The organism is Microbacterium sp. 2MCAF23 (assembly GCF_052115565.1).
Classification (GTDB): Bacteria; Actinomycetota; Actinomycetes; order Actinomycetales; family Microbacteriaceae; genus Microbacterium.
This window is the reverse complement of sequence record NZ_JBFRGY010000005.1, coordinates 81,766-94,132: the sequence shown is the minus strand read 5'-3', so window position 1 is coordinate 94,132 and position 12,367 is coordinate 81,766. Positions and strand designations below refer to the sequence as shown.

Genomic DNA, 12,367 nt, shown 5'->3' with positions numbered 1-12,367 from the left:
ACAAGGTCGCCTGCGATACCTACTCGGACATGCTGACCATTCTGCACAACACCGACTACTCCTTCTATCGCGGTGCGATCAGCCCGCAGGAGCGGACCGGCTGGTACTCCCTCGCCTTCCGCGTCATCGGGCACGCGCCCACCGTCGGCGAAGGGCCGGTCGCCAAGGCGCTGACGACGCTGCAATCGATCCAACCCTCGATGCAGACCGATTCGACAACCCAGGATCCCGCGACCGTCGCCTGGGGCGAGGCCTCGCAGGCGCTGGCCGCGGCATGCCAAGCCGAGGGACTTCCGACCGGGGCGCAAGGCTTCGTCGGAGGCTGACCCCTGCGGGATCCTGACCCATCGCGCCCGCACCGTGGATCTCCCGGTGCGGGCGCAATCGGGGGCGGCCCGCACCGGGAAGTCTGTGTCGCGCGGTCAGCGCACGCGGTCGAGGGCCTCGGGGATCTCGGTGCGCCAGGATGACGGAGCCTCCGAGGCGGGCGCCGCGGGAAGCATGCCTTCGCCGTCCGGATGCGGGATCGCATCGAGCAGCGCCTCCGTGTAGGGATGCACCGGGTTGGCCCACACCACGGGCGTCGCGCCGGACTCGACGATGCGCCCGCGGTACATGACGGCGACACGGTCGGCCATGAGCCGGACCACGGAGAGGTCGTGCGAGATGAACAGCATCGCCGCGCCCGAGGCTACGCACAGCTCGCGCATCATGCCGGCGACCGAGGCCTGGGCCGAGGCGTCGAGCGCCGAGATCGGCTCGTCGGCGACGATCAGGTCGGGCTTCGCGGCGAGCGCTCGGGCGATGGCGACGCGCTGCCGCTGACCGCCGGAGAGCTGGTACGGGTATCGGTTCTCCAGGGTCGGGGAGAGGCCGACCGCCTTCAGCCAGTGCGATGGCGCTTCGGTGTCGACGCCACGGGCACGGGCGGCGCGGGATCCCTCCGCGATCTGCTGCGCGACGCGGATCCGCGGGTTCAGCGAGGAGTTCGGATCCTGGAACACCATCTGGATCGCGGTGAGTTCGGCGGGGCGGGTGCGCATTCCGAGCGGCTTCACCGGACGGTCCCGGTAGAGCACCTCACCGGCGCGCGGCTTCTCCATGCCGATCACGGCCCGAGCCGTCGAGGACTTCCCGCAGCCGCTCTCACCGACGAGCGCGAGCACCTCACCGGCGGCGATGTCGAAGGAGACGCCGTCCACCGCGCGGAACGCGGCGCGACCGCCGTACTCGACGACCAGGGAGTCGACGTGCAGGACCGGCTTCTGATCACTCATCGGTTCTCCTCCGTGTCGGCGGCGTCCGCGTCGGCGGCAGAGGCACCGAGCGCGGAGCCGCTCTCGGCCGGCGCATCCACGAGGGAGTCCTGCGCGTCGGGCATCGCATCCAGCAGCTCCCGCGTGTACGGGTGCTGCGGATTCTGGAAGACCTGCTGCCGGGATCCGGACTCGACGATCAGCCCGCCGCGCATCACCGCGACCTCGTCGGCGATCGCGCTCATCACGCCGAGATCGTGCGTGACGAGCAGCACGGCGAGGTCGCGCTCGGTCGCGAGGTCGCGCAGCAGGTGCAGGATCCCCGCCTGAACCGTCACGTCCAGCGCCGTGGTCGGCTCGTCCGCGAGCAGCACCTCGGGCTCGCAGGCCAGGGCGATGGCGATCGCGATGCGCTGCCGCTGCCCGCCGGAGAACTGGTGCGGATACTTCTGCAGCGCCTCCTCCGGGTTCGGCACGCGCACCAGCGCGAGCAGCTCCGATGCCCGCTTCCGGGCCTCGGCGCGGGACAGCCCGAGATGGGCGCGCATGCCGTCGGCGAGCTGGGAGCCGACGGTGATCTGCGGATGCAGGCTGGCGGACGGATCCTGGAAGACCATGCCGATGCGCTTGCCACGCACGCGGCGGTAGGCCCCGCCCGTCATCCCGACGAGCTCGACCTCCGATCCGCCCGCGCCGCCGAGGACGATGGATCCGGAGGCGGTGCCTCCAGCCGGCAGCAGACCGAGGATCGCCATGGCGGTCATGCTCTTGCCGGATCCGGACTCTCCGGCAAGGCCCTGGATACGTCCGGGGACCAGGTCGAGCGAGATGCCCTTGACGACCTCGGTGCGGTTGCGTCTGCTCTGCCCGAGCTCGACGCGCAGGTCGCGGATCGCGAGTGCGGCGCTCATGCGGCCACCTCCCCGGTCGCGGCGGCGGCCGACACCGCGGTGGGCGCCTCCGCCTCGCGCTCGCGCGCGGCGAGCGGATCGAGGGCGTCGCGCAGCGAGTCACCGATGAAGTTGAACGCCATCACGATGCTGAGGATCGCAAGGCCGGGGAACAGACCCAGCCACCAGGCCGAGGTGTTCTGCATGGCCGCGGCGATCATGGTGCCCCATTCGGGCGTCGGCGGCTGCGCTCCGAGACCGAGGAAGGACAGTCCGGACAGCAGCAGGATCGCCGTGCCGATGTCGAGCGACGCGAGCACGAGCACGGGGCCGGCGATGTTCGGCAGCACGTCGCGCAGCAGGGAGCGCAGCGGGGAGGATCCGAGCAGGCGCCCGGCGATCACATAGTTCTGCGTGCGCAGTCCGAGCACGAGCGACCGCGTGATGCGGGCGTAGGGCGGCCAGGCCACGATGATGCCGGCGATGACCGCGTTCATGATCGACGGGCCGAGGGAGGCGGCGATGACCATGGCGAGGATCACGGTCGGGAACGCCATCACCATGTCGGTGATGCGCATGAGCACCTCGTCGAACCAGCCGCCGAGATAGCCCGCGACCGCGCCCACGACGGTGCCGACGATCATCGCGCAGACGACGAGCATGAGCGCGAGCGGGATCGTCGCCTGAGCACCCAGGAGCAGACGGGAGAACACGTCGCGGCCGTTGACGTCGGTGCCCATGATCGCGTCGCCGCTGGGGGCGGCGAGCCGGGGGAGGTCCTGCGCGAGCGGGTCGTGCGGGGCGATCCACGGGGCGAGGATCGCGATCACGATCCACATCAGGGCGATCACCGTGCCCACCACGGCCAGCGGCGTCCGCCAGGCGCGCGGCAGCCAGGGGCGACGGCGCCTCGGGGCGACCTTCTCGGGGATGACGAGATTCATGACAGCCTCACTCGCGGATCCAGGACGCCGTAGAGCACGTCGACGACGAGGTTGATGACGAGGTAGATGACGCCGACCACGAGACCGACGCCGGTCACCGCGAGCAGATCGAGGTTCTTCGACGCGTTGTAGGCGTAGGTGCCCAGGCCGGGCCAGGCGAACACGGCCTCGACCAGCACAGTGCCCGAGAGCAGGCTGCCGAAGGCGATGCCGACGAGGGTGAGGATGGGCAGCGCCGCTCCGCGCAGCACGTAGCCGACGACGACCCGGCGTCCGCTCAGGCCCTTCGCCCGCGCCGCACGGGCATAGTCCATGTCGAGGACCTCGAGCACGGAGGTGCGCACGAACCGGGTGAGGGTCGCGATCGTGAACAGGCTCAGCACCAGCACCGGCAGGGCCAGGTGGCTGGTCGCGTCGAAGAATCCGACCGAGTCGCCGTTCAGCAGGTAGTCGATCGTGTAGAAGCCGGTGATGCGCGGCGGCGGTGTGATCGTGGGGGAGATCCGCCCGGATCCTGACACCCAGTGCAGCTGCATGAAGAACAGCTGGTAGGTGAGGATGGCCATCCAGAACGTGGGGATGCTGAGCCCGATCAGGGTGACCACGCGCACGACCTGGTCGGTGACCTTGCCGCGGCGGTAGGCGGCGAGGGTGCCCAGCACGATCGCGACGGCGAGGCTGATGATGATCGCGTAGAAGGCGATCTCCGCCGTGGCCGGCACGGCCTTGGCGAGGTCTGCGGAGACCGGCTGTCCCGACTTCAGCGAGGTGCCGAGGTCGCCGCGCAGCAGGTTGCCGACGTAGAGGAAGAACCGGATCCACACCGGCTGGTCCAGCCCGTACTTCTGCCGGAAGGCCTCGACCGTGGCGGGGTTCGAGGCGGCGCCCTCGCCGAGGGCGGCGCGCACCGGATCACCGGGCACGATCACGGTGAGGGAGAAGGTGACCAGCACGATCCCGAACAGCAGGATCACGCTCGTCACGGCCCGCCGGGCGAGGAAGCGCAGCAGCGTGTGCTGGGCCTGCCGCGTCTTGCGGGTGGCGATGACTCGGGTCTCGGACACAGGGTGCTTCCGGATCTACGTGGCGGAGGGGGCGTGATGCTGCGGGGACCGGAGCCGCGTGGCTCCGGTCCCCGCAGGGCTCACTTCGCGGGGTGCAGCGTCCGCAGGTCGAGGGTCCAGGTCACGTTGTACTCGAGACCCGCCACCTTGGTGGAGCTGGCGAGGTTGATGCCGGGCACGATCAGCGGCACGAACGGTCCCGACTCCTGCATCGCCTTGGCGTAGTCGCTGAACGCCGTGTTGCGCTCGTCGACGGAGGTCGCGTTCTGCGCCTTGGTCACCAGGCCCGCGATGGTGCTGTCGGCCTCCGTCGGCCAGCCGGCGCGCAGGCCGACCTTCTGACCAGGGCCGAACGGCAGGAACGAGGAGGTGTCGGCGTAGTCAGGGCCCCAGTACCAGAGCGAGAACGCCTCCTGCGCCTTCACGTAGGGCTGCACTTCGGTCGCGAACGGCGCCGGGGCGAGAGTCGCGTTGATGCCCGCGGCCTTGAGCTGCTCCTGCACGCGCTCGGCGACCGGGGTGAACTCCACGCCGCCGACCGGGTTGTCGTTCGGGAACTGGAGCTTGATCTCCTGGCCGGTGTATCCGGAGGCGGCGAGAGCAGCCTTGGCCTTGTCGAGGTCCTGCTTCACGCCGGACTTGTTCGCGCCCGGGAACATCGGCGGGATGACGCCGGTGGCCTGCTCGGATCCGGCGCCGGCGAGCTCCAGCAGCTTGTCGTAGTCGAGCGCGTAGCGCACGGCCTCGGCGAACTTCGGGTTCGCGGTCGCACCGCCCACGTTCTTGTCCTGGTTGATGAGCAGGAACAGCGTCTCGGCAGACGGCGCCGAGTTCACGGTGAAACCGTCGCCGAGGTTCTTGACCTGGTCTCCGGAGAGGTCGACCGCCACGTTCGAGTCGCCGCCCTTGAGGTTGGTCAGCTGCGTGGAGGACTGCGAGATGTTGCGCACGACGATCTTGTCGTAGGCCGGCTTGTCCTCGCCGTCGTAGCTGTCGTTCTTCACGAGCACCACCTGCGAGGTCAGGTCGAGCGACTGCAGCTTGTACGGACCGGAGCCGGCCGAGTTCGCGTCGAGCCAGGTCTTGGCCGCGTCCTTGTCGTCGGTCGTGCCGCCGTTCTTCTTCACGAGCTTCGAGTTGAGGATCGCGAGCGACGGGTTGGTGACGATCGCGGGCAGCTGCAGCGACGGCGTCTTGGTCGACAGGGTGACGGTCTTGTCATCGACCTTGGCGACCGTGATGCCCGCCATGAGGAAGTTGGCCTTGGAATCGGTGATGCCCGCGACGCGGTCGAGCGAGAACACGACATCGTCGGCGGTGACCGGGGTGCCGTCGGAGAACTTCCGGCCATCCTGGATCGTGAAGGTGAACTCGGTGGCGTCCGAGTTCTGCTTCATGGTCGCGAGATCCGGTTTCGGGGTGGTCGAATCGGCGCCCTGGAACGTCAGCAGCGTGTCGTACACCGCGTGCAGCACCATGTTGCCGGTGGGCACGTAGTTGCGGCCGGGGTCACCGGTCTCGAGCGAGAACGCGGTGTCGACCACGAGCGTGCCGCCCGAGGAGGAGCCGCTGGAGTTGTTCGCGGAGTTGCCCCCGGAACAGCCGGCGAGCGCGATTGCAGCCACAGCGATGAGCGCTGCGGCGACGTGGCGATAGGAACGGGCCACGGGCTTCCTCCTCATTGAATTGGACAGGTCAGATGACCGGGTCGGGTTTCCCGGCACTATATCCGACCGTTTAGCCAGATTTCGAGCAATCCATTGTCACGCTTCCATCACTACGGCAATATGTCCAGCATGAGCGATGATCAGCCTTCCGTCTCTGGACGATCCGCGCCCGGGATCGACGAAATCGCGTACGACATCCTCCGCGCACTGCGCCGCAACGGGCGGATCTCGATCGCCGCGCTCGCGCAGGAGGTCGGGATCTCCCGGGCCAGCGCTTACTCCCGGGTGGAGTCCCTGACCCGCGCCGGGATCATCACGGGGTACACCGCCGAGGTCGACACGACGCGACTCGGCCTCGGGGTGAGCGCGCTCGTGTTCTGCACGATCCAGCCGCAGTCGTGGTCCTCGTTCCTGCAGGCGATCGGTGACATGCCCGATGTGGAATCGGCGATGGTGATGACCGGTGAGCACGATGTGATGCTCCTCGTCCGCAGCGTCGACATGGAGCGGATGCAGTCGCTCGTGATCGGCACGATCGCCGACCGTCCCGAGGTGACGAAGGTCGAGACCGCGATCGTCATGGGCGAGGTCTTCCGTCGACCGTTCGTGCTGCCGGACGAGATCCCGGAGCGCGCGGCGATCGGCGTCGACAGCGGCCTGATGCGATTCACCCGCACCGACGGGAGCCGCGGGACCCGGGTCTGACGGTCACCCCGGGGTCGTTGAGCGAGGACGGCGAAGCCGACCGAGACGAAACGCGGTGCCCTCACCGGCGACAGCAGGGCCTCAGACCTGCAGGCAGACGCTCACGTGTTCGACGCCATCCACGGCGAAGTCCTCGATGAGGCGGATCCGGCCGTCGTCCTCCTGCTCGGCGCGGCTCACCGCGTCCCCGCGCACGACGGAGCCGTCGCTGACCAGGGCATGCGCGAACGACACCCGCACCTCGGCACCGGCCACCTCGCCGACGAAACGGCCCTCCGTCACCGTGTCACCGGTGTATTCGCCCCAGATCAGGCGGCCGTCCTGGTGGTAGTCGAAGGTCGTCGGGGCCTTGGGATCGACCTCGCTGGCGGTCGAGGAGACCATGGCGAAGCGCAGTCCGTCGAGGAGGAGCGTGGAAGGCATGACGACGAGTATGGACCCCGCACCGGCGTTCGGCGCAATCCCGTCCTCCTCCGGTGCGGGCCGTGAAGGCGGTGCGCGGATCCCGTGCGGGTCGCCATCATCTCCGCCGGAATGACAATCCCTGCGGCGCAGAAATCTATTAACAGGTTCATCCACATGTGGATTACTCGGCGAATGCGGAAAACGTCCTGTGCAGTGCCGCCAGCCCGGGCTCTTCGTGGAGATACCTGCTGTTCACCGGTGGTTTTCCCGCGCGTCACAGATCTTGTCATTGCGACGCCGGGAAACCCCGCACCGATATTCCGGTGTGTGCTCTCGGCACACGGGAATCACCGTGCGCGGACGGAGGGATCCGGCTCAGGAAATCCGCCGGAATAACGTGTTCCCCGCGGCGGCGAAGGCGCTTCCCACGGCGAGGATCGCGGCGCCCCCACCCGCGTAAGCGATCTGCAGGTGGCTGCCGTGGTTCTCCACCGTGATGTAGATGATGACGAAGGCGACGGCCGAGGCGAGGGCGCTCGCCCCCGCGATCCACCACAGCGCGGGCAGCGTTCGTGCCGGCGGCACCGCTTCGGGCACACGCCAGAGCAGCAGCGCGATGCCGCCCAGGCACCCGCATGCCGCGACCAGCATGAACGCCGCGACCACGTCGCTCGGCCGGTGCCACTGCTGGATCACCAGCAGAATCCCGGTGACCACGGCGAATGCACCGCCCAGCACTGCCGCCAGAGGGCGCAAGCACGGGGGACACACGACGAAGACAGCGAACGCCGCGGCGGCGGCGACCGTCGCATGCCCGGAAGGGAATGAATTGTCGAGCAAGTCGGTGGCGCCGGTCGCTACGCGGTCCAGGAACACGTGCTTGGCGAGCTCGGCGGCGATCACCGCGATTCCTCCCACAGCGAGGGCGACCAGCAGATGCCGGAACCGTCGCGTCCCCAGGCCGATGATCAGCGTGAGCAGGATTCCCCCGCCGATGGCGACCGTGGGTACATTGCCGAGCACCATGCCCGTGAGGCGATAGACCAAATCGTGCTGCGACGAAGCCCCCACGAACGCCCGCTCGTCGACGATCTGCCCGACGTAGGTGCGCACGAAGAACACGTATGTGGCCACGAACGCGGCCGCGAGGATCACGGCGGCTATCGCGAAAGACCACACTCCACGTCTTGCCGCCATGCACCCATCATGCAGGTTCGAACTGTGGGCCTGCTCACCAGTCCCTGCGATCTTGCGCAGCCCGCAGGTCTTTGAGAGCCCGTGACTCGTCGTACGTCCCGGTACGGCCGCGCCGCATGAGTCGTCGGACGAGACCGGTATCCTCCGGGAGCCGCGTAGGCGTCTCCGGCTCCTCGCCGTGTCCATGGCGCGTGCGTGCCGTGTCGAGCAGCGGCAGGGCGATGTGCACGAGAGGGCCGATTCCGAGGGCGAACACGACCGTGCCGACACCGACGGTTCCGCCGAGCAGCCAGCCGATCGCGAGCACCGTGACCTCCACCGTGAGGCGGGAGACCCAGATCGGCCAGCCGAGGCGGGAGTTCATGCCGGTCATCAGACCGTCGCGCGGGCCAGGACCGAAGTGCGCACCGATGTACAGCCCGCTCGCGAGGGCGACCGCGAGCACCCCGGCGACGAGCAGGAGGATCTGCATGAGCAGGCCGTGCACCGGCGGGAGGACCGTCACCGTCGCCTGGATCGCGGTTCCCACGAGAAGGACATTCAGGAGAGTGCCCAGGCCAGGCTTCTGCCGCAGCGGGATCCACAGCAGTAGCACCAGGAGGCCGACGATGTTGGTGATCCATCCCACGCCGATGCCGGTGTGCCGGGACAGCCCCTGCGCGAACACGGTCCAGGGGTCGACGCCGAGTCCGGCGGAGATCATGAGCCCGTCTCCGACGCCGTAGAGCACAAGTCCGATCACCAGCTGCAGCACCCGTCGTGTCATGGATCCATGATGCAGGAGAACTGGACTGGTGAGACCAGTCCAATCACCCTAGGCTGGCCTGATGGACTCCCGTCTCTCCGCGCGCGCACTGGTAGAGCTGCTCGGGCTGTGGCGAACCAGCGAACCGGCCTTCGACGCTCTCGCTGACGGCATCCGCCTGCTCTGCCTCGACAATCGCATCGCTCCCGAGACGGCGTTGCCCGCCGAGCGGGAGCTCGCGGCAGCGCTCGGCGTGAGCCGGACGACGGTCGCAGCCGCCTACCGGGGACTGCGCGCGACCGGGCACATCGTCAGCCGCCAGGGCTCGGGCAGTGTCACCCGGCCGCTCGGACGCACCGCCGCCGCGCGCTGGTTCGACCACGGCGGCATCGACCTGCAGCAGGCCAGCCCTCCGGCGTGGCCCGGCCTGCCGGGGGTGATCGCCGAGGTCGCGGGTTCAGCGACCTCGCTCGTCTCCCGCTCCGGCTACGACATCCTCGGACACGCCGAGCTGCGCGCCGCGATCGCGGACCGGTACACGGTGCAGGGGATCGACACCGTGCCCGAGCAGGTCATGGTCACCAACGGCGCCCAGCATGCGCTGAACCTGATCGCCGGCACTCTGCTGCGCCGGGCCGATCGCGTGCTCATCGAGACGCCGACCTATCCGCACGCCGCGGAGACATTCCGTCGGGCCGGGTCCCGTCTCGTGGGTGTTCCTGTGGATGCGCGGCATGGCTGGGACCTGGATCGAGCCGTGCAGGCGTTCTCCCGCACGGCTCCCGTGCTCGCCTACCTCATGCCGCAGTTCCAGAACCCGACCGGGCGATGGATGAGCACGGAGGAGAGTTCGGTGTTCGCGCGCGCCGCACACGATGCCGGATCCGTCCTCCTGATCGATGAGACGACCGCCGATCTCCGCGTCGACGGGCCCGCGGGCCCCGCGCCCTTCACGACCGGCCCCTGGATCCGGGTGGGCTCGCTCGGCAAGTCCGTGTGGGGTGGGCTGCGCATCGGATGGATCCGTGCCGACGGGGATCTGATCCGCCGCCTGCGGGCGGCACGCACCTCGCACGACCTGGGCACCCCCGACCTCGAGCAGGCCATCGCAACCCGCGTGGTCGCTCGGCTCGATGAGATCCTGCCGCAGCGCTCCGCTCTGCTGCGCACCGGCCGCGACACGCTCACCACAGCGCTGGCCGCGGCATTGCCGGAGTGGTCGGTGCCTGAGGTGCACGGCGGAGTCGCACTCTGGGTCGAGTTGGGCGCGCCGCTGAGCTCCGCCCTGGTGATGGATGCCACACGGCACGGGCTGCACCTGTCGGCCGGACCACGGTTCGCGGTGGAGGGCGGTCACGAGCGGCACCTGCGGATCCCGTTCACGGCCGAGGCTCGCGAGCTCGCCCGCGCGGTCGACATCCTCGAGGAGTCCTGGCGACGGGTGACCGCGGGCGTCGACCTGCCTGCAGCCGGACCGCGGCCGACCCCCGCCGAAGCACTGGTGTGAGTGGTCGAGTTCGACGCGGACGAGCACCGGTTCTCGGCTGCACTGGCCTGGGAACGACGAAGGGTCCAGGCGTATGCCTGGACCCTTCGTCCTGTGTGGAGCCTAGGAGATTCGAACTCCTGACATCCTGCTTGCAAAGCAGGCGCTCTACCAACTGAGCTAAGGCCCCGTGCCGGGATTCGGCGGGTTTCGACCGAATGAGCGGATCCGATTCTCTCGGATCCGCTCACATGTCGGTGGGGCTACCAGGACTTGAACCTGGGACCTCTTCATTATCAGTGAAGCGCTCTAACCGCCTGAGCTATAGCCCCGTATCAACCTCCAAGACTTTACCGGACGTTGACACGATCACGAAATCGAGCCGGGTCAGCTCCCTTCGCGCAGGGTGATGCTGCCTGCGGACAACGAGGCCTGGATGCGGTGCGACGACGAGAAGTCGTTCTGCACGCTCGTCTCCAGGTTGCCCGCCGAGACGTCCTTGGACAGGGCGTACCGGCCCGACGGCACCGTCACATCCATGGATCCGGCACTGACATCGAGGCGGATCCCGTCGGGCTGGGTTCCCGTGAGCGTGGCGTTCAGGTCGCCCGCCGACATCGACAGGTCCGCCGTGGTGACGTCGTCCAGGCGCAGCGTCGCCGAGCCCGCGCTCACCCGTGTGGTCACCGAGGTCGCGCCGCCGTCGACCGTCAGCGACCCCGCGTTCACGGTCGTGCTCAGCGTGTCGAAGCGTCCCTGGGTGGAGAGCGAACCTGCATCCAGCCGCAGGTCGGCGCCCAGTTCGCCCTCCAGCTCGCGGGGGAGCGTGAGGGTCATCTGCGGATCGATGCCGAACCAGGCGCCGATCCACCAGCCGAACGGCCCGCTGGGGCGGTCCACGCGCAGCACGTCGCCGTCCCGGCGCATCGTCCAGTCGCTGCTGCCGGCCCCGGTGGTCCGCATCGTCGCCGCGGCGACGTCCTCGAAGCGGATCGTCGCGGAACCGCGCCCGACCTCAACCTTGAGGTGTGTCACGCCCGAGGTGTCGACGGTGGTGGTGCTGCCCACGGAGCCGTCGCCGGTGGCGATCTGGCTGACGGCTGCGAGTGCGGAGGTGCCGCCGACGGTGACCAGCGCTCCGCCGCCGATGATCGCCGCCGCGATGGTGATCGCGGTCAGGGCTCCGCGACTCGGGCCGCCCCCGGGGGCAGGGGATGCGGATCGGGAGGAGTCCGGCGCAGAGGCCGCAGAGGGGTCCGGCTCGGGCGGGTTCGGAGGGGTGAGATTCGTCATCGGTTCGGTCCTGTCTGTGCGGGTCCGGCACCAGGGCCGTTCAGGCCGGCGCTGGAGATGTGGGCGATCGCGGCGAGGACGCGGCGGTTGCCGGACTCGTCGGGTTCCAGCCCGAGTTTCTGGAAGATGGCGGTGATGTGCTTCTCGACGCTGGCTTCGGAGAGGAACAGCGCGGCCGCGATGGCCTGGTTCGACTTGCCCTCCGCGATCATGGCGAGCACCGTCCGCTCGCGTTCGGTGAGGCTTCGCATGCGGTCGTCCTGGTTGCGCCGGGTGAGCAGCTGTGCCACGACCTCCGGGTCCAGCACGGTGGATCCGGAGGCGATGCGCGCGACCGATTCGATGAACTCGGAGACATCAGCCACCCGGTCCTTCAAGAGGTAGCCGAGCGGGCCCGCGGACCCCTGTGCCGATCCGCTCTGCGCGATGATCAGATCGCTCGCGTAACGCTCCTCGACGTACTGCGACAGCACGAGCAGCGGAAGCTGCGGCAGTCGGGTGCGCAATGACAGCGCGGCGCGGATCCCCTCGTCCACGAATGTCGGCGGGAGCCTGACATCGAGGATGCAGAGCTCGGGATCGGTGGCATCGACGCTCTCGTCGAGGTCGGTCGCATCGGGCAGCGCGGCGACGACCGCATGCCCGGCGTCCTCGAGCAGACGCACGAGCCCCTCCCGCAGCAGCACCGAGTCTTCGACGATCAGGATCCTCATGA

Annotated in this window: 13 protein-coding genes and 2 tRNA genes; 3 read left to right on the top strand and 12 right to left on the bottom strand. The window is 68.9% G+C overall.

Translation table 11 applies throughout. The features are described 5' to 3' along the window. The first annotated feature begins 29 nt into the window (after positions 1-29). Positions 30-326: a hypothetical protein gene (locus AB4078_RS07060; protein ID WP_441976524.1), complete on the top strand. Its 297-nt coding sequence runs from the start codon at positions 30-32 to the stop codon at positions 324-326. Between the two features lie 96 nt (positions 327-422). Here the strand turns inward: AB4078_RS07060 and AB4078_RS07055 are convergent, their stop codons facing one another. The 5 genes from AB4078_RS07055 to AB4078_RS07035 form a co-directional block, all read right to left on the bottom strand. Further along, on the bottom strand, positions 423-1,277 hold the full coding sequence (locus tag AB4078_RS07055) for an ABC transporter ATP-binding protein (protein ID WP_441976523.1): 855 nt from the start codon (positions 1,275-1,277) through the stop codon (positions 423-425). Next, the gene (locus AB4078_RS07050; protein ID WP_441976522.1) at positions 1,274-2,167 is read right to left on the bottom strand and encodes an ABC transporter ATP-binding protein; all 894 of its coding nucleotides are present in this window, start codon (positions 2,165-2,167) and stop codon (positions 1,274-1,276) included. Before AB4078_RS07050 ends, AB4078_RS07055 begins: the two co-directional genes overlap by 4 nt. Continuing rightward, on the bottom strand, positions 2,164-3,090 hold the full coding sequence (locus AB4078_RS07045) for an ABC transporter permease (protein WP_441976521.1): 927 nt from the start codon (positions 3,088-3,090) through the stop codon (positions 2,164-2,166). Before AB4078_RS07045 ends, AB4078_RS07050 begins: the two co-directional genes overlap by 4 nt. Further along, a complete protein-coding gene (locus tag AB4078_RS07040; protein ID WP_440732738.1) occupies positions 3,087-4,154 on the bottom strand; it encodes an ABC transporter permease in 1,068 nt (355 codons plus the stop codon). Before AB4078_RS07040 ends, AB4078_RS07045 begins: the two co-directional genes overlap by 4 nt. An 80-nt stretch (positions 4,155-4,234) precedes the next feature. Beyond that, the gene (locus tag AB4078_RS07035) at positions 4,235-5,821 is read right to left on the bottom strand and encodes an ABC transporter substrate-binding protein (RefSeq protein ID WP_440732737.1); all 1,587 of its coding nucleotides are present in this window, start codon (positions 5,819-5,821) and stop codon (positions 4,235-4,237) included. Positions 5,822-5,950: 129 nt separating this feature from the next. On the opposite strand from AB4078_RS07035, the gene AB4078_RS07030 reads away from it, so the two are divergent. After that, positions 5,951-6,526 carry an Lrp/AsnC family transcriptional regulator gene (locus tag AB4078_RS07030; RefSeq protein ID WP_440732736.1) on the top strand — a complete coding sequence of 192 codons (576 nt, stop codon included), beginning with the start codon at positions 5,951-5,953 and terminating at the stop codon, positions 6,524-6,526. 81 nt (positions 6,527-6,607) lie between these two features. Here AB4078_RS07030 and AB4078_RS07025 read toward each other — a convergent pair whose 3' ends face one another. From AB4078_RS07025 to yczE, 3 genes are all read right to left on the bottom strand, one after another. Continuing rightward, positions 6,608-6,949, bottom strand: coding sequence for a hypothetical protein (locus tag AB4078_RS07025; RefSeq protein WP_440732735.1), 342 nt, complete (start codon positions 6,947-6,949; stop codon positions 6,608-6,610). Positions 6,950-7,306: 357 nt separating this feature from the next. Beyond that, positions 7,307-8,128, bottom strand: a complete 822-nt coding sequence (locus AB4078_RS07020) for a phosphatase PAP2 family protein (protein ID WP_441976520.1) — start codon at positions 8,126-8,128, stop codon at positions 7,307-7,309. Positions 8,129-8,162: 34 nt separating this feature from the next. After that, positions 8,163-8,894, bottom strand: a complete 732-nt coding sequence (yczE, locus tag AB4078_RS07015; protein ID WP_441976519.1) for a membrane protein YczE — start codon at positions 8,892-8,894, stop codon at positions 8,163-8,165. 61 nt (positions 8,895-8,955) lie between these two features. On the opposite strand from yczE, the gene yczR reads away from it, so the two are divergent. After that, positions 8,956-10,380, top strand: coding sequence for a MocR-like transcription factor YczR (gene yczR / locus AB4078_RS07010; protein WP_441976518.1), 1,425 nt, complete (start codon positions 8,956-8,958; stop codon positions 10,378-10,380). 96 nt (positions 10,381-10,476) lie between these two features. Here yczR and AB4078_RS07005 read toward each other — a convergent pair. The 4 genes from AB4078_RS07005 to AB4078_RS06990 form a co-directional block, all read right to left on the bottom strand. Further along, positions 10,477-10,549: transfer RNA gene (locus AB4078_RS07005), tRNA-Ala, on the bottom strand. Between the two features lie 68 nt (positions 10,550-10,617). Further along, a tRNA-Ile gene (locus AB4078_RS07000) sits at positions 10,618-10,691 on the bottom strand. A 55-nt stretch (positions 10,692-10,746) separates the two neighbouring features. Beyond that, positions 10,747-11,652: a DUF4097 family beta strand repeat-containing protein gene (locus AB4078_RS06995; protein ID WP_441976517.1), complete on the bottom strand. Its 906-nt coding sequence runs from the start codon at positions 11,650-11,652 to the stop codon at positions 10,747-10,749. Beyond that, positions 11,649-12,365: a LuxR C-terminal-related transcriptional regulator gene (locus tag AB4078_RS06990; protein WP_441976516.1), complete on the bottom strand. Its 717-nt coding sequence runs from the start codon at positions 12,363-12,365 to the stop codon at positions 11,649-11,651. Before AB4078_RS06990 ends, AB4078_RS06995 begins: the two co-directional genes overlap by 4 nt. Positions 12,366-12,367: the final 2 nt, after the last annotated feature.

What these genes read in the sequence shown, in the direction of transcription:
- AB4078_RS07060 (WP_441976524.1), top strand. Translation starts at nt 30, where the DNA reads ATGCTGACCATTCTGCACAACACCGACTACTCCTTCTATCGCGGTGCG.
- AB4078_RS07055 (WP_441976523.1), bottom strand. Translation starts at nt 1,277, where the DNA reads ATGAGTGATCAGAAGCCGGTCCTGCACGTCGACTCCCTGGTCGTCGAG.
- AB4078_RS07050 (WP_441976522.1), bottom strand. Translation starts at nt 2,167, where the DNA reads ATGAGCGCCGCACTCGCGATCCGCGACCTGCGCGTCGAGCTCGGGCAG.
- AB4078_RS07045 (WP_441976521.1), bottom strand. Translation starts at nt 3,090, where the DNA reads ATGAATCTCGTCATCCCCGAGAAGGTCGCCCCGAGGCGCCGTCGCCCC.
- AB4078_RS07030 (WP_440732736.1), top strand. Translation starts at nt 5,951, where the DNA reads ATGAGCGATGATCAGCCTTCCGTCTCTGGACGATCCGCGCCCGGGATC.
- AB4078_RS07025 (WP_440732735.1), bottom strand. Translation starts at nt 6,949, where the DNA reads ATGCCTTCCACGCTCCTCCTCGACGGACTGCGCTTCGCCATGGTCTCC.
- AB4078_RS07020 (WP_441976520.1), bottom strand. Translation starts at nt 8,128, where the DNA reads ATGGCGGCAAGACGTGGAGTGTGGTCTTTCGCGATAGCCGCCGTGATC.
- yczE (WP_441976519.1), bottom strand. Translation starts at nt 8,894, where the DNA reads ATGACACGACGGGTGCTGCAGCTGGTGATCGGACTTGTGCTCTACGGC.
- yczR (WP_441976518.1), top strand. Translation starts at nt 8,956, where the DNA reads ATGGACTCCCGTCTCTCCGCGCGCGCACTGGTAGAGCTGCTCGGGCTG.
- AB4078_RS06995 (WP_441976517.1), bottom strand. Translation starts at nt 11,652, where the DNA reads ATGACGAATCTCACCCCTCCGAACCCGCCCGAGCCGGACCCCTCTGCG.
- AB4078_RS06990 (WP_441976516.1), bottom strand. Translation starts at nt 12,365, where the DNA reads ATGAGGATCCTGATCGTCGAAGACTCGGTGCTGCTGCGGGAGGGGCTC.